Origin of the sequence: Streptomyces sp. JJ38 (assembly GCF_019303475.1) — a bacterium.
Lineage (GTDB): Bacteria > Actinomycetota > Actinomycetes > Streptomycetales > Streptomycetaceae > Streptomyces.
In genome coordinates this window covers 1-15911 of sequence record NZ_JABLSI010000065.1, presented here as the reverse complement: position 1 = coordinate 15911, position 15911 = coordinate 1, and the positions used below count along the sequence as shown (strand labels likewise).

The 15911-nt window shown below is 72.4% G+C and carries 11 protein-coding genes and 1 pseudogene; 5 read left to right on the top strand and 7 right to left on the bottom strand.

What is annotated here, in order from left to right:
- Positions 1–69: 69 nt before the first annotated feature.
- The gene (locus HPT28_RS24575; protein ID WP_219093836.1) at positions 70–609 is read right to left on the bottom strand and encodes a YbjN domain-containing protein; all 540 of its coding nucleotides are present in this window, start codon (positions 607–609) and stop codon (positions 70–72) included.
- A gap of 140 nt (positions 610–749) precedes the next feature.
- Positions 750–3344 carry an ATP-dependent chaperone ClpB gene (gene clpB / locus HPT28_RS24570; protein ID WP_219093835.1) on the bottom strand — a complete coding sequence of 865 codons (2595 nt, stop codon included), beginning with the start codon at positions 3342–3344 and terminating at the stop codon, positions 750–752.
- A gap of 311 nt (positions 3345–3655) precedes the next feature.
- On the opposite strand from clpB, the gene HPT28_RS24565 reads away from it, so the two are divergent.
- Positions 3656–4060, top strand: coding sequence for a pyridoxamine 5'-phosphate oxidase family protein (locus tag HPT28_RS24565; RefSeq protein ID WP_219093833.1), 405 nt, complete (start codon positions 3656–3658; stop codon positions 4058–4060).
- An 8-nt stretch (positions 4061–4068) separates the two neighbouring features.
- Here HPT28_RS24565 and HPT28_RS24560 read toward each other — a convergent pair whose 3' ends face one another.
- Positions 4069–4944 carry a serine protease gene (locus HPT28_RS24560; RefSeq protein ID WP_219093831.1) on the bottom strand — a complete coding sequence of 292 codons (876 nt, stop codon included), beginning with the start codon at positions 4942–4944 and terminating at the stop codon, positions 4069–4071.
- A 540-nt stretch (positions 4945–5484) separates the two neighbouring features.
- On the opposite strand from HPT28_RS24560, the gene HPT28_RS24555 reads away from it, so the two are divergent.
- Positions 5485–6666, top strand: a complete 1182-nt coding sequence (locus HPT28_RS24555; protein WP_308119502.1) for a lipase family protein — start codon at positions 5485–5487, stop codon at positions 6664–6666.
- A gap of 233 nt (positions 6667–6899) precedes the next feature.
- Positions 6900–9044 (top strand): SpoIIE family protein phosphatase, encoded by a 2145-nt coding sequence (locus HPT28_RS24550; RefSeq protein ID WP_219093827.1) that lies wholly within the window; start codon positions 6900–6902, stop codon positions 9042–9044.
- Between the two features lie 14 nt (positions 9045–9058).
- Here HPT28_RS24550 and HPT28_RS24545 read toward each other — a convergent pair whose 3' ends face one another.
- The 4 genes from HPT28_RS24545 to dnaK form a co-directional block, all read right to left on the bottom strand.
- Positions 9059–9541 (bottom strand): heat shock protein transcriptional repressor HspR, encoded by a 483-nt coding sequence (locus HPT28_RS24545; protein ID WP_308119501.1) that lies wholly within the window; start codon positions 9539–9541, stop codon positions 9059–9061.
- Position 9542: 1 nt separating this feature from the next.
- Entirely contained in the window at positions 9543–10721 is a 1179-nt protein-coding gene (gene dnaJ, locus HPT28_RS24540; RefSeq protein WP_219093823.1) for a molecular chaperone DnaJ, read from the bottom strand.
- Positions 10722–10802: 81 nt separating this feature from the next.
- The gene (gene grpE / locus HPT28_RS24535) at positions 10803–11498 is read right to left on the bottom strand and encodes a nucleotide exchange factor GrpE (RefSeq protein ID WP_219093821.1); all 696 of its coding nucleotides are present in this window, start codon (positions 11496–11498) and stop codon (positions 10803–10805) included.
- Positions 11495–13348, bottom strand: a complete 1854-nt coding sequence (gene dnaK / locus HPT28_RS24530) for a molecular chaperone DnaK (protein WP_219093819.1) — start codon at positions 13346–13348, stop codon at positions 11495–11497. Before dnaK ends, grpE begins: the two co-directional genes overlap by 4 nt.
- A gap of 468 nt (positions 13349–13816) precedes the next feature.
- Between dnaK and HPT28_RS24525 the strand changes: the two genes are divergently transcribed.
- On the top strand, positions 13817–14887 hold the full coding sequence (locus HPT28_RS24525; protein WP_219093817.1) for a M23 family metallopeptidase: 1071 nt from the start codon (positions 13817–13819) through the stop codon (positions 14885–14887).
- 273 nt (positions 14888–15160) lie between these two features.
- Positions 15161–15911, top strand: a pseudogene (locus HPT28_RS24520) (Fe-S oxidoreductase); the annotation flags it as partial.

Below are 15911 nucleotides of genomic sequence, written 5' to 3'. Positions count from 1 at the left end.
GAGCCCGGGCGTGAGTGCGGCCCCGGACGCCTGGCGTCCGGGGCCGCGCCCCTGTCGAGTGGGGGCCGGTCAGCCCTCGGTGCTCTCCGGACCCTCGGGGCCGGACTCGGCGTCCTTCTCCAGCCCGAGCGACTCCACGAGCCACTTGTCGAACTCGATGGACGCCCGCACCCAGCTCACGGTGCTGGAGACGAAGTGCTCCAGCGACACACCCGTGCCGATCAGCATCTGGGCCTCGCCGATGAGGCGGACCGTGCCGTCGTCGTGGGTGTGCGTGTAGATCTTGGGCCACAGGGTGCGGCGGTTCCAGTCGTCGATCGACTCGAGGATCTTGATCTTGTCGTCGATCGAGTGCGGCCGGTCGTAGAACGTACGGACCGAGAAGACCCGTTGCTCCTTCTCGCCGCGGAACATGAAGTAGGTGCGGAATTGCTCCCACGGCGCCGCGAGGTCGCCCTCGTCGTCGACGACGTACTTCAGCTCCATCTGGTCGAGCAGCTGCTTGACCAGGTCCTGGTCGGGGACGATCGGCCCCTGCGGCGGACCCCCCTGCGGCTGCTGCGGCTCCTGGCCCCCGAAATTGGGAATCGAGGACGGGTCGATGCTCACGTAGGTGTTCCCTTCGTACGGCTGCGGCCATCCTCCCCCACGACGGCCCGGTCCCCGCAACCCCGGCCAGGTGGGCCGTCCGGCGGAAAACGTCGGCAGGACGCCGGGAGGCCGCCCGCCGGACCGGGGTACCGCGGGATTCAGCCGGTGGCCGGTCCGACGAGCAGACCGCCCCCGGCGACGTCGACCCGGACGGTGTCGCCGTCGCGCACCTCACCGCTCAGGATCTCCCGGGCCAACTGGTCACCGATCGCGGTCTGCACCAGTCGGCGCAGCGGACGCGCGCCGTACGCCGGGTCGTTGCCCTCGACCGCCAGCCAGTGCCGGGCGGCCTCGGTGACCTCCAGCCTAAGCCGCCGGTCGGCCAGCCGCCGCTGGAGCGCGTCGATCTGCAGCTGCGCGATCCGCTCCAGCTCGTCACCGGTCAGCGACGAGAAGACGACGAGGTCGTCCAGCCGGTTGAGGAACTCGGGGCGGAAGGCCTGGCGGACCGCCGCCAGCACCTTCTCCCGCTGGTCCTCGGGCTTGGCCAGGGGGTCCATGAGGTGCTGGCTGCCGAGGTTGGAGGTGAGGACGAGGATGGTGTTGCGGAAGTCCACGGTGCGGCCCTGGCCGTCGGTGAGCCGGCCGTCGTCGAGCACCTGGAGCAGGATGTCGAAGACCTCGTGGTGGGCCTTCTCCACCTCGTCCAGCAGCACGACGGTGTACGGGCGCCGCCGCACCGCCTCCGTGAGCTGGCCGCCCTCCTCGTAGCCGACGTAGCCGGGCGGGGCACCCACGAGCCGGGCCACCGAGTGCTTCTCGCCGTACTCGCTCATGTCGATGCGGACCATGGCCCGCTCGTCGTCGAAGAGGAAGTCGGCCAGCGCCTTGGCGAGCTCCGTCTTGCCGACGCCGGTGGGGCCGAGGAAGAGGAACGAACCGGTGGGCCGGTCGGGGTCGGCGATGCCGGCGCGGGTGCGGCGCACGGCGTCCGAGACGGCCCGCACGGCCTCCGCCTGCCCGATCAGCCGACGGCCGAGCTCCTCCTCCATCCGCAGCAGCTTCTGCGTCTCGCCCTCCAGCAGCCGTCCGGCCGGGATGCCCGTCCAGGAGGCGACCACGTCGGCGATGTCGTCCGGGCCGACCTCCTCCTTCACCATCGTGTCGGGGGCGGCCTCCTGCTCGGCCTCCGCCCGCGCGGCCTCCTCCAGCTGCCGCTCGACGGAGGGGATCTCGCCGTACAGCAGCTTGGAGGCGGTGTCGAAGTCGCCGTCGCGCTCGGCCCGCTCGGCCTGACCGCGCAGCTCGTCCAGCCGCTCCTTCAGCTCACCGAGCGCGTTGAGCGCCTGCTTCTCCTTCTCCCACCGGGCGGTGAGGCGGCGCAGCTCCTCCTCGCGGTCCGCCAGATCGCGGCGCAGCTTCTCCAGCCGCTCGACGGAGGCCGGGTCCGACTCGCCGGAGAGCGCCAGCTCCTCCATCCGCATCCGGTCCACCGAGCGCTGGAGCTCGTCGATCTCGACGGGCGAGGAGTCGATCTCCATGCGCAGCCGCGAGGCGGCCTCGTCCACCAGGTCGATCGCCTTGTCCGGCAGGAAGCGGGAGGTGATGTAGCGGTCGGAGAGCGCGGCGGCGGCGACCAGCGCGCTGTCGGCGATCTGCACCTTGTGGTGCGCCTCGTACCGGCCCTTCAGGCCGCGCAGGATCGCGATCGAGTCCTCGACGCTCGGCTCGGCCACCAGCACCTGCTGGAAGCGCCGCTCCAGCGCCGGGTCCTTCTCGATGCGCTCGCGGTACTCGTCCAGCGTCGTCGCGCCGACCATGCGCAGCTCGCCGCGCGCCAGCATGGGCTTGAGCATGTTGCCCGCGTCCATCGCCGAGTCCCCGCCGGCACCCGCGCCGACGACGGTGTGCAGCTCGTCGATGAACGTGACGATCCGCCCCTCGCTCTCCTTGATCTCCGCGAGAACCGTCTTCAGCCGCTCCTCGAACTCACCGCGGTACTTGGCCCCGGCCACCATCGCGCCCAGGTCCAGGGCGACCAGCCGCTTGTCGCGCAGCGACTCCGGCACGTCCCCCTTCACGATCCGCTGGGCCAGCCCCTCGACCACGGCCGTCTTGCCCACACCGGGCTCGCCGATCAGGACCGGGTTGTTCTTGGTCCGCCGGGACAGCACCTGCACGACGCGGCGGATCTCCTGGTCACGCCCGATGACGGGATCGAGCTTGCCGTCCCGGGCCGCGGCCGTCAGGTCGGTGCCGAACTTCTCCAGCGCCTTGTACGTGCCCTCCGGGTCCGCCGTCGTCACCCGGCGGCCCCCGCGGGCCGCGGCGAAGGCCTCCAGCAGCTTGCGGTCCGTCGCGCCCTGGCCGCGCAGCAGCTCCCCGGCCTGCCCGCCCTTGGCGGCGATGCCGATGAGCAGATGCTCGGTGGACACGTACTGGTCTCCCAGCTCCTTCGCCCGCTGCGAGGCGTCCGCCACGGCGGCCAGCAGTTCCCGGCTGGCCTGCGGCTTGGCCACCGAGGCGCCCTGCACCACGGGGAGCGCGCCGAGCAGCCGCTCCGCGCCCGACCGCAGGGCCGCCTGGTCCGCCTCGACGGATGCCAGCAGGTCCTGGATGTTCTCGTTGTCCTGCCCCTCCAGCAGGGCGAGGAGCAGGTGGGCCGGGGTGATGTCGGCGTGCCCGCCGGTCAGGGCACGGCTGCCGGCCGCGCTGATCGCGTCCCGGCTCCTGTTCGTCAGCTCGGCGTCCACGGTCGACGTTCCTCCTCGTACTCCACACAGCAGATGCTGACCCTGATGCCTCTAGCGTACACAAAGTTGAGCGCTGACGACTCAACCCCTCGGGGCGCCCGGCGCCGCGATCATTCGATCGGGCGAAACACCTGGTCAGAGCTTCCCTGGGGTCATGTCGCGACAACACTTGCTGAGTGAGCCCGTCGAGGACGACTACACGCGCACCGAGTCCGTGAGCTTCGGGAAGCCGCTGCCGCTGCCCGACCCGTTCGGCTTCGAGCTGGACACCTCGGACCTGCTCGGAGCCGGGCGGCGCATACCCTGCTCGGATGGGAGTCGACCCGAAGGCGCTGAGCCCCGAGTACCTGGCGTTCTGGCGTGAGCGGCACGTGTGCGCGTTCACCTCGATCCGGCCCGACGGCACGCCGCACGTCGTCCCCGTCGGGGTCACCTGGGCCCCGGAGGAGGGGATCGCCCGCGTCATCTCCGACGGGAACAGCCGGAAGGTGGCCCATGTACGGGCCGCGGGGCCGGGCGGGGCGAGGGTCGCCGTCTGCCAGTTCGCGCCGCGCCGCTGGGCCACCCTGGAGGGGACGGCCGTCGTCCGTACCGATCCGGACGCCGTCGCCGACGCCGTGCGGCGGTACGCCGAGCGGTACGAGCGCACCCCGCGGCCGAACCCGAACCGCGTCGTCATCGAGATCACCGTCGACCGGGCGATGGGTCGCGCCTGAGGCAGGGCTCAGGCGGCGTCGGCCTGCGCGAACAGGGCGCGGCCCGCCTTCGCCGGGAACGGCCGGCCGAGGACGCGTCCGTCCCCGCTGCCCACGGACATCACGCCGACCACGGTGCCCGCCCCGGCCCCGGCGTCGTAGTGCTGGAGCCAGGGCCCTCCGCTGGCCCCCCGCGTGAGCCGGCAGGGCTGGAGCAGCAGGCCGCCGACGTTCGCCGCGTGCGCCGTCCCCTCCGTCAGGAGCTCCGCGCGGCCCGCGCAGTGGGCGAGGGTCGCGCCGTCGTAGGGCGCGGCGGCCGGGTACCCCATCGGCTGCACCGGAACGGCGGCGTCGACCGGCGCGAAGTCGAGCGCGTTCGCCCCGAAGGCCTCCTGGATGCTGTGGCCGTCGCGCCGTTCCACGGTCACGAACGCGTAGTCGTGCGGGAGTATGTCCTCCAGGCTGCGGTTGACGTCCCAGCCGGGCGGCGTGTGGTACGAGACGACCTTCCACCCGTGCTCCGCGACGTCACCGGGGCCGATGTCACCGGCCGGCGGGCTGTGCTCCGGGCCGCCGTAGCCGGGCGCGAACCAGGCGTGCCGGGGGCCTCGCGGGTGCGCGGGCGAGGTCAGGCAGTGCGCGGCCGTCGCGACGACGCTGCCGCTGGGCGAGTCCACTATCGCGCCCGAGCAGACCCCGAACCGCCCGTCCCCCAGCTCGGTCACCAGCTTGCCCACGGTGGCGACGCCCGGCCTCGTCCACGGCGCGCCCCGCACGTCGGCGCCCTCGGCCGCGCGCCCGGCGCCGACGACGCCGGTCAGGTGCGCGGGGCCCGTCGTCCCGGCCACGGCGATGGCGGCGAAGACGGTGGCGAGCGCTGCCGCCGCCGTCCGTATGTGCTCCATCACCACACCGTGCGAGCCGCCGGGTGGTACGGCCACCGCTGCCCGGCCGACCGGGTGACGCGGCGGGCGGCCTCAGCGGGCCTCGGGTGCCGTGACGCCGCCACACCGCACCCGGTGACGCCGAGGGCCCGACCAGGGTCTCGGCCGCCTTGGAGCGCGGCGGACGTCTCAGGCGCATCGTCTTCTCACCGGTATCCCGGGTCTCACACGGGGCCTCGTCGGCGGGGGCACGTGACCCGTGAGGGTACGGGGGCGGGCGCCGGGCCCCGGCGCCGGGGGTGCGCCGGCGGCCCGCGAACGCGACGTGCTTCGTGACGCGTCCCAAACCGGGACGCTCACTTCCGTGCGTAGACGAAAGGTGCCCGCGCGGCGGATCCTCCGAACGACCTTACTGAACCGTAAGGTCGTTTTCAGGCCGCATACACCCCGGGAGTGTCCATGCACTCGCCCCACCCTGACCGACCGAGCCGGAGAATCCCGCCGGGGACGTCACGAGCCTCACGGACGTCACGCCTGCGGCGACGGGCCGCCGCCGCGCTCGTGCTCCTGGCGACCACGGCGTCGTTCGGGCTCGTCTCCTCCCCCGCCCAGGCGACCTCCGACCGTCCGGAGTTCTACGAGCCGCCCGCCACGCTGCCCGCCGGCAACGGCGATGTCATCCGCGCGGAGCCGTCCGTCTTCCACCTCGACCCGTTCCAGCTGATCGAGGCGGACGCGGACGTCCACCGGATCATGTACCGCTCGACCGACGGCGCGGGCGAGCCCATCGCCGTCACCGGCACCGTCATCACGCCGCGCGCCGCGTGGACCGGCGGGGGCGACCGGCCGCTCGTCGGCTACGCGGTCGGCACCCAGGGCCTCGGCGACCACTGCGCCCCCTCACGGCAGCTCGCCGCCGGCACCGAGTACGAGGGCCTCTTCGTCAAGGGGCTGCTCCTGCGCGGCTACGCCGTCGTCCTCACCGACTACGAGGGCCTGGGCACGCCCGGCGACCACACCTACGTGAACCGCGCCGTCTCCGGACAGGCCGTGCTGGACTCCGTCCGCGCCGCCCAGCGGCTCCCGGAGGCCGGAATCGCGGACGACGGCCCGGTGGCGATCACCGGCTACTCGCAGGGCGGCGGGGCCGCCGCCGCGGCCGCCGAGCTGGCCCCCGCCTACGCGCCCGAGCTGGACCTCCGGGGCGTCGCGGCCGGTGCCGTGCCCACCGACCTCAACGCCGTCGCCGAGACGCTGGACGGTTCGCTGTACGCGGGCTTCCTCGGCTACGCCGTCTCCGGGCTCGCCGCGGGCGCCGGCATCGACCCCGCCCCGTACCTCAACGACAGGGGGGAGAGGTTCGTCGAGGAGGCGAGGCGCTACTGCACCATCGAGGCCGTGGCCCGGCACGCGTTCACCCGCTCCTCGCGCCTGACCGCGAGCGGCGAGCCGCTGTCCGAGTACCTGAAGCAGCCGCTGTGGAAGGCCGTCGTCGACGAGCAGCGGATCGGGGACCGCAGGCCGGCCGTGCCGACGCTGGTCACCCACAGCCTGCTGGACGACGTCATCCCCTACCGCCTCGGCAAGAACCTGGCCTCCGACTGGTGCGCCCAGGGCGCCACCGTCGAGTTCTCCTGGAACCTCGGGCCGACGCACGTGGGCGGGGCCGTCGCCGCCTACCCGAAGGTGTTCACCTGGCTGGGCGAACGCTTCGCGGGCGAACGGCCACGCTCCACCTGCTGACGGCACCGCTCGACACGGCGCACCGCCCGGGCCCCACGACCCGGGCGGTGCGCCGGTGCGCGTCCGCACCGCCCAAAGGGGAACCGCACGCCCGGAGGCACCGCCCGCTCCGGGAATCCCGGACGGCAAGGAACGTGCCGCCCCAGCGGCCGCGGAGGATGATGGGAGCACGAGAGCGGGGCCGGGGCGAGCAGGCGCCGCGTCCGCGCCCAGCGGGCGGAAGGAGGGCTGGGATGAGCGCTGAGGGGCACCCGCACGCCGACGCGGCCGGTCACCTCAGGAAGCCGGGCCCCGGGCGCCGGGCCGAGCCCCACCCCTCCGAGCGCGGCGAGCTGCTCGACGTCCTCGGCGTGGCCGCCATCGTCATGGACGACCGGGGCCGCATCGTCTTCTGGAGCCCCCAGGCCCAGGCCCTCCTGGGCTACACGCCCGAGGAGGCGCTCGGGCGGTACGCCGCCCGGCTGCTGGTGCACGAGGAACAGGTCGAGATGGTGCTCCAGCTCTTCGCCGATGTCATGGCCCGCGAGGAGGGCAGCTGGGCGGGCAGCTTCCCGGTGCGGCACAAGGACGGCGGCACCCGGGTTCTGGAGTTCCGCAACATGCGGCTCCTGGACGACCTCGGGGACGTCTACGCGCTCTCCCTGGCCACCGACCAGTCCGTCCTGCGCCGGGTGGAGCGCGACGTGGCGCTGTCGGTGCGGCTGGTCGAGCAGTCGCCGATCGGGCTGGGGGTCTTCGACACCGACCTGCGCTACGTCAGCGTCAACCCGGCGCTGGCGGAGATCAACGGGCTGTCCGTCGAGCGGCACCTGGGGCGACGGGTCGCGGACGTCCTGCCCGGGGTGGACACAACAGCGCTGGAGGGGGCCATGCGCCAGGTCCTCGACAGCGGCGTCCCGTTGCTCGACCAGTACACGGTCGGCCGGACCATGGCCGACCCCCAGCACGACCACGCCTGGTCCGTCTCCTTCCACCGTCTGGAGGACGCCACGGGCCGCGTGCTGGGCCTGGCCGGCTCGGTCGTCGACGTCACCGACCGGCACCGGGCCGCGATCGAGGCCGAACGCGCGCGGCACCGGCTGGCCGTGGTCGCCGACGCCTCCATCCGCATCGGCACCACCCTCGACCTGGAGACCACCGCCCGTGAGCTCGCCGACGTCGCCGTCCCCGAGCTGGCCGACATCGCGGCCGTCGACGTGCTGGACTCCGCGCTCCAGGGGCGCCGCCCGACGGCCCCGGAGGAGGCGGTCGTCTTCCGGGCTCTCGCCGTCTTCGCCGGCTACCCCACCGAGGCCATCCGGGCCGCCGACAGCCCCGGAGAGCTCGCCCGCTACGGCCCCGACCGGCTCGTCACGCGCTGCGTCCGCACGGCCCGGCCCATCCTCGTCCCCCATGTGGCGGAGTCGAACCTGCGCAACATCGCCCGCGACGCCGAGTCCGCCGCGCTGCTCGCCCGGTCCGGCATCCACTCCTACCTGGCCGTGCCGCTGATCGCCCGCGGCACGGTCCTCGGCGTCCTCGACCTCAAGCGCGGCCGCAACCCGGTGCCCTTCGACCACGACGACGTGGCCCTGGCCGTCGAGCTCGCCAACCGCGCGGCCGTGTGCATCGACAACGCCCGCTGGTACGAACGCCAGCGCAACACCGCCCTCACCCTGCAGCGCAGCCTGCTCCCGCAGCACCCGCCGCACCTGGTGGGCCTCGACGTCGCCTCCCGCTACCAGCCCGCGGGCTCCGCGAGCGAGGTCGGGGGCGACTGGTTCGACACCCTCCCCCTCACCGGGGGCAAGACGGCGCTCATCGTGGGCGACGTCATGGGCAGCGGCATCAACGCCGCGACGACGATGGGGCGGCTGCGCACCGCCACGCAGACCCTCGCCGAGCTGGACCTCGACCCCGCGGACCTGCTCCGGCACCTGGACAAGATCACCGCGGGGATCGACAACTACATCGCCACCTGCGCCTACGCCCTCTACGACCCGCACCTCGGGGCCGTCTGCCTCGCCAACGCCGGACACCTGCCACCCGTCCTGGTCCGGCAGGGGAAGACGCCCGAGCTGCTGGACGTACCCACCGGCGCCCCCCTGGGCGTCGGTGGTGTGGGCGGCGTGGGCTTCCACAGCATGACGGTGCCCCTCAGCCCCGGCGACCGGCTCGTCCTCTACACGGACGGCCTCGTGGAGCGGCGGGACGAGGACATCGACGTGGGGCTGGGGCGGCTGTTGGGGCTCCTCGACGGCCCGCAGCGCGACCTGGAGCAGACCTGCGACCGGCTGCTGCGCAACCTGCGCAGCACCGGCCTCCAGGACGACCACGACGACGCCGCCGTCCTCGTCGCCCACGTGCTCGGCCCGCGGGCGGACCGGCGGAACGGCTGAGGGGCCCGCGTGGTCTACTCCGTGCGGCCGGGGCGCCAGACGACGAGCGCGCTGGACTGCTGCACGTCCTCGTAGCGCACCAGGTCCCGCCGGTAGGAGGCGTGCACCTGCGCCTCGCGCTGACGCATCGCCACCGCCGCGCCCTCGACGGCCTGCTGGAGCTCCGCGACGCGTGCCTTCAGCGCCGAGACCTGGTTCTCCAGTTCGATGATCCGCTTGATGCCGGCGAGGTTGATGCCCTCCACCTGGCTGAGCCGCTGTACCTCGCGCAGCAGCTCGATGTCCCGCGCCGAGTAGCGCCGGCCGCGCCCGGCCGTGCGGTCCGGCGAGACCAGCCCCAGCCGGTCGTACTGGCGCAGGGTCTGCGGGTGCAGCCCCGAGAGCTGGGCGGCGACCGAGATGACGTAGACCGGCGACTCGTCGGTCAACTCATAGGGGGGACCACCCCCGCGGAAGCGGGAAGCAGGGTTGTCCCTGCGTGCACCTCGGCCGTCCACCTCATTCTCCCTTCGCGGCCTCGAACAGCGCGGCCCGCGGATCCTCGCCCTCCGTCGCGGCGCGGTAGGACTCCAGGGCCTCCTTGGCCTTCTTTCCCAGCTCCCTCGGTACCGTCACCTCCACCGTGACGAGGAGGTCCCCGCGGGTGCCGTCCTTGCGCACGGCCCCCTTGCCCCGGGCCCGCATCGTGCGCCCGCCGGGCGTACCGGCCGGGAGCTTGAGCGTCACCGGCGGGCCGCCGAGCGTGGGCACGCTGATCTCCGCGCCCAGCGCCGCCTCCGCGAAGGTCACGGGCACGGTGACCGTCAGGTTGTCGCCGCGCCGCCCGAAGACGGGGTGCGCGTCCACGTGGACGACGACGTAGAGGTCGCCGTTGGGACCGCCCCGCTCCCCGGGGGCGCCCTTGCCGCGCAGCCGGATGCGCTGCCCGTCCGAGACGCCCGCCGGAATGCGCACCTGCATGGTGCGGGAGCTGGTGGCCCGGCCGCTGCCCCGGCAGACCTCGCACGGGTCCTCGGCGATCAGGCCGCGGCCCTTGCAGTCCAGGCACGGGTCGGTCAGCGAGAAGCCGCCACCGCCGCCCCGGCTGACCTGCCCCGTCCCGACACACGTCGGGCACACGCGCGGCGTGCCGTTCTTGTCCCCGGTGCCCGAACAGGCCTTGCAGGCGGCGCTGCTGGACATCCGCAACGGCACCGTGGCGCCGTCCACGGCCTCGGTGAAGCTGAGTGTCACCTCGGACTCGACGTCCTGGCCGCGCCGCGGCTGCGTCCGGGTACCGGCGCCGCCGCGGTTGAACAGGCCGCCGAAGACGTCGCCCAGGCCGCCGCCGAAGCCGCCGCCGGGACTGCCGCCGCCCTGGGTACCGCCGAAGAGGTCACCCAGATCGAAGTTGAAGGAGCCGCCCCCGGCGCCGGGCCCGGGACGGAACCCGCCGGAGCCGAGCAGCGCGCGCGCCTCGTCGTACTCCTTGCGGGACTTGGCGTCGGACAGGACCTCGTTGGCCTCGCCGACCTCCTTGAACCGCTCCTCGGCGCGGGCGTCGCCCTTGTTGGCGTCCGGGTGGTACTCGCGGGCGAGCTTGCGGTACGCCTTCTTGATCTCCGCCTCGGTGGCGTCCTTGGGGACACCGAGAACCTTGTACAGGTCCTTCTCCAGCACTTCCCTGCTGAGGTTCATCCGCGGCGTCCCTCCTTCCCTCGTCCTGCGACGTCCCGGGCGGGCCACTCACCACGGCCCGCCCGGAGGCGCCCGTCCCCGTCAGCCCTCGTCCGGGCCACCGTTCTCCTTGTCCGCGGCCTGCGGCTCGTCGCCGCCCTGCGCCGGCTCCTCGCCGGAGGCGCCGGACGTGCTTCCCGGCTGCGGCTCGGCGACACCGACCCGCGCGGGGCGGATGGTGCGCTCGCCGATGCGGTAACCCGGCTGCAGGATCTGCACGCACGTCGTCTCGTTGACGTCGGGCGAGTAGGAGTGCATCAGGGCCTCGTGCACCGTCGGGTCGAAGGGCTCGCCCTCCTTGCCGAACTGCTGCAGCCCCATCTTGGCCGCCACCGTCTCCAGCGACTCGGCCACCGACTTGAAGCCGCCGACCAGCTCGCCGTGGTCCCGCGCGCGCCCGATGTCGTCGAGCACGGGCAGGAGTTCCGTGAGCAGGTTGGCGACCGCGATCTCCTTGACGGCGACGCGGTCCCGCTCCACGCGGCGGCGGTAGTTGGCGAACTCCGCCTGCAGCCGCTGCAGGTCCTGGGTGCGCTCGTTGAGCGCGGTCCGGGCCTGGTCGAGCTGCGCGGTGAGCGCCACTTCCTGAAGCTCCTTCGAGTCCCCGGCCCCGGCCGCCGGGCCCGCCTCCTCGGCGGACCCGGCGCCCTGGGCGGCACCCTCATCAGGCGATGCGGAGGCGTCGGCGGGGACGTCGGGCTTCTCGTCCTTGTCGAAACCCGGGGTCTCCTCCGTCACGCCGCACCACCCTTCGGCTTCTCGTCGTCCACGATCTCGGCGTCGACGACGTCGTCCTCGCCGCCCTGCGCCTGGGCGCCGTCACCCTGGGCACCGCCCGCGGCCTGCTGGGCTGCCTGGGCGTCGGCGTAGAGAGCCTGGCCGAGCTTCTGGCTGGTCGCGGCGACCTTCTCGGTGGCCTCGCGGATGGCCGCGGTGTCCTCGCCCTTCAGCTTCTCCTTGAGGTCGCCGACGGCCTCCTCGACCTCCGACTTGGTGTCGGCCGGGACCTTGTCCTCGTTCTCCTGGAGGAACTTCTCGGTCGTGTAGACGAGCTGCTCCGCCTGGTTGCGGGTCTCCGCGGCCTCGCGGCGCTTGGAGTCCTCCTCGGCGTACTGCTCGGCGTCCCGCATCATGCGCTCGATGTCGTCCTTGGGCAGGGCCGAGCCGCCGGTGACGGTCATGCGCTGCTCCTTGCCGGTACCGAGGTCCTTGGCGGAGACGTGCATGATGCCGTTGGCGTCGATGTCGAAGGTGACCTCGACCTGCGGGACGCCGCGCGGGGCGGGCGGCAGGCCGGTCAGCTCGAACATCCCGAGCTTCTTGTTGTACGCCGCGATCTCGCGCTCGCCCTGGTAGACCTGGATCTGCACCGACGGCTGGTTGTCCTCGGCCGTGGTGAAGATCTCCGAACGCTTCGTCGGGATCGTGGTGTTGCGCTCGATGAGCTTGGTCATGATGCCGCCCTTGGTCTCGATGCCGAGGGACAGCGGGGTGACGTCGAGCAGCAGGACGTCCTTGACCTCGCCCTTGAGGACACCGGCCTGGAGCGAGGCACCGATGGCGACGACCTCGTCCGGGTTGACGCCCTTGTTGGCCTCCTTGCCGCCGGTCAGGTCCTTGACCAGCTCGGCGACGGCCGGCATACGGGTCGAGCCACCGACCAGAACGACGTGGTCGATCTGGCTGAGCTGGATGCCCGCGTCCTTGATCACGTTGTGGAACGGGGTCTTGCAGCGGTCCAGCAGGTCCTGCGTGAGCTGCTGGAACTGCGCCCGGGTCAGCTTCTCGTCGAGGTGCAGCGGGCCTTCGGCGGAGGCGGTGATGTAGGGCAGGTTGATCGTCGTCTCGGTGGACGAGGACAGCTCGATCTTGGCCTTCTCGGCGGCCTCACGCAGCCGCTGGAGGGCCATCTTGTCCTTGGCCAGGTCCACGCCGTGACCGGACTGGAACTGCTTGACCAGGTAGTCGACGATGCGCTGGTCCCAGTCGTCACCACCGAGGTGGTTGTCACCGTTGGTGGCCTTCACCTCGACGACGCCGTCACCGATCTCCAGCAGCGAGACGTCGAAGGTGCCGCCGCCGAGGTCGAAGACCAGGATCGTCTGGTCTTCCTTCTCCATGCCGTAGGCGAGGGCCGCGGCCGTCGGCTCGTTCACGATGCGCAGGACGTTCAGGCCCGCGATCTCGCCGGCCTCCTTGGTGGCCTGGCGCTCGTGGTCGTTGAAGTACGCCGGAACGGTGATGACGGCGTCGGTGACCTTCTCGCCCAGGTAGGCCTCGGCGTCCCGCTTCAGCTTCTGCAGCACGAAGGCGCTGATCTGCTGCGGGTTGAAGTCCTTGCCGTCCAGGTTGATGTTCCAGTCGGTGCCCATGTGGCGCTTCACCGACCGGATCGTCCGGTCCACGTTGGTGACGGCCTGGCGCTTGGCGACCTCACCGACCAGGACTTCGCCGTTCTTCGCGAAGGCGACGACGGACGGCGTGGTCCGGGCACCCTCCGCGTTGGTGATGACGGTGGGCTCACCGCCTTCGAGGACACTGACGACGGAGTTCGTCGTACCCAGGTCGATGCCGACCGCACGTGCCATTTCGGGATCTCCTCCAGTTAAGCCTTGAGTGGAACTGACTCAAGCGTGCATGACGGGCGAACCGATGTCAACGCAGTTGAGTCGAACAGGCTCAAGTCACTTGACGCGTGCACGCGCAGCAGATGTATCACCGCAGGTCACAAGGTTTGAGGCCGTGGCTTCGGAGCCCATCGCACCGTTCACCGCCCCGGACCGCGACGAGGGGGAGACCGCGGACACACTCGCCCTCGCCCGCCGAGACGCCGGTCACCCCTTCCGGGGTTCACGCTCCCCGACAAGAAGGATGTCGACTCATCATCCTATTCCTGCCGTTGATGGAAATATGTCGCCATTATCCCGGTTCGGGATTTAAGGATCACGCGCCCAGGACAGGGCAGCGAGTGACCGTGAACACGCATGACCCCGCGTGAACTCCGTGAACTCCGTGCCCCCTCGTGAACCCCCTTCCCCCGACGGGAGATGGTGTCCGTGCAGGCTCACCCGCACCGGCGTGCGCGCTCCCTGCCCCTGCTCCTGGCCGGCACCGCACTGGCCGCCGCCCTCACCGGCGGCACCGCGACGGCCACCCCGCCCCGGCCCCCCGGCAACGACCCGGCCGGCATCCAGCCGCTGCGCTCCGCGAAACACGCCACGGCCGACGCGGACCGGATCTCCCACCAGGCCGGCCGCGTCACCGAGCGGTACCGGCAGGCCCGGGCCGCCGCCGAGCGGCAGCGTCGAACCGTCGGCGCGCTCACCGGACGGCTGGAGCACAAGCGTGCCGAGTACGAACGGCTGCGCCAGGCCGTCGGCGCCGCCGCGGCCAGCGAGTACCGCACCGGCACCAGCCTCTCGGAGGCCCGGGTCGTGGTGGCCGACTCCCCCGAGGAGTTCCTCGCCGCCTCCGCCTATGTGAACCGCAGCCACCGGGCCGCGGCCCGGCTGGCGGAGACGGCGCGGCAGGCCCGCGCGGAACTGGCCGACCAGAAAGCGAAGGCCGACCGCGCCCTGAGCCGCCTGCGGGCCGAGGAGACACGCCGCCACCGGCTCAAACGCCAGGTGGACGCCCAGCTCCAGCGCGCCCGGGCCCGGGCGGCCCGGCTCCGCGAGCGCGCCTCCGCCGCACCGGCCCCCCGGAACGTCCGCGCAGGCTCCGGCCGCTGGGTGAGGCCCGTGGCGTCCTACGCGCTGACGGCGGGCTACGCGGCCCGGGGCGCCCGCTGGTCCCGCGGCCACACCGGCCAGGACTTCGCCGTGCCCACCGGCACCCCGGTCCGCACCGTCGGCCCCGGCACGGTCGTGCGCGCCGGGTACGCGGGCGCCTACGGCAACGAGATCGTCGTCCGCCACGACGACCGCTCCTACACGCACTACGCCCACCTGTCCGTCATCCAGGTCGGCGTCGGCCAGCGACTCTGCGCGGGCCAGCAGATCGCCCTCTCCGGCTCCACGGGGAACTCCAGCGGCCCGCACCTGCACTTCGAGGTCCGTCGCTCACCGCGGGACGGCTCCCACGTCGAGCCCGTCCGCTGGCTCCGCGCCCACGGCGTCGTGCTCTGAGCACGCGACCCGAGCACGCAGCCCGAGGCGGCGGCCCGAGGCGGCGGCAGGCGGCGGTGCGAGGCACGGGTCGAGGCCGTGTTCCCAGGCCGCGGGCGGGCCGTGGTTAGCCCACCCTCAGCGACGCAGATCACCGCTGGGGCAGCTACAGCGCCGGACGGATAGTGGGTAGTCTCGTACGGACTGACTAAGTTACTACCTAGTACGCATCCGTTGAGGCCGGGCCCAGCCCGGTCGACGCCGCTATCGCCTCCGCAGGCCCGAGGAGCCCCCATGCAACTCGCCGCGATCGTCATCTCGCTGACACTCAGCGTGATCGGCGTTGCTCTGCTCGCGCGAGCCGTCGCCCAGTTCGTGCGGTTCTTCAGGCTCGGGCAGCCCGTCCCGGCCGGTACCCGCCTGAACGACCCGTGGCAGCGCTCCGTCACGTTGGTCAGGGAGTTCCTGGGCCACACGCGCATGAACCGGTGGGGCATCGTCGGTGTCGCGCACTGGTTCGTGGCGATCGGCTTCCTCACCCTGCCGCCCACGCTCGCCAACGCCTACGGGCAGCTGTTCGAGCCGGACTGGCTGCTGCCGGTGATCGGCGGGTTCCTGCCGTACGAGATGTACATCGAGTTCATCGGTGCCACGACGACGCTGGGTATCGCCACCCTGATGGTGATCCGGCTGCTGAACCTCCCCTCGCGGGCGGGCCGGAAGTCGCGGTTCACCGGCTCGAAGGCGTGGCAGGCGTACTTCGTCGAGTACGTCATCTTCACCATCGGGCTCGCGATCCTGGTGCTGCGCGGCCTGGAGGGCGCCCTGCACCACGTGGAGAGCTACGAGGCCGCGTACTTCCTCTCCTACCCGCTGGTCGCCGCCTTCAGCGGCCTTGAGGTCGGCACGCTGGAGACGCTGGTCTACGTCTTCGCCACGATCAAGATCAGCGTGTCGATGATCTGGATGATCACGGTCTCGCTCAACACCAACATGGGCGTGGCCTGGCACCGGTTCCTGGCCTTCCCGAACATCTGGTTCAAGC

What these genes read in the sequence shown, in the direction of transcription:
- dnaK (WP_219093819.1), bottom strand. Translation starts at nt 13,348, where the DNA reads ATGGCACGTGCGGTCGGCATCGACCTGGGTACGACGAACTCCGTCGTC.
- dnaJ (WP_219093823.1), bottom strand. Translation starts at nt 10,721, where the DNA reads ATGAACCTCAGCAGGGAAGTGCTGGAGAAGGACCTGTACAAGGTTCTC.
- HPT28_RS24560 (WP_219093831.1), bottom strand. Translation starts at nt 4,944, where the DNA reads ATGGAGCACATACGGACGGCGGCGGCAGCGCTCGCCACCGTCTTCGCC.
- HPT28_RS24550 (WP_219093827.1), top strand. Translation starts at nt 6,900, where the DNA reads ATGAGCGCTGAGGGGCACCCGCACGCCGACGCGGCCGGTCACCTCAGG.
- HPT28_RS24565 (WP_219093833.1), top strand. Translation starts at nt 3,656, where the DNA reads ATGGGAGTCGACCCGAAGGCGCTGAGCCCCGAGTACCTGGCGTTCTGG.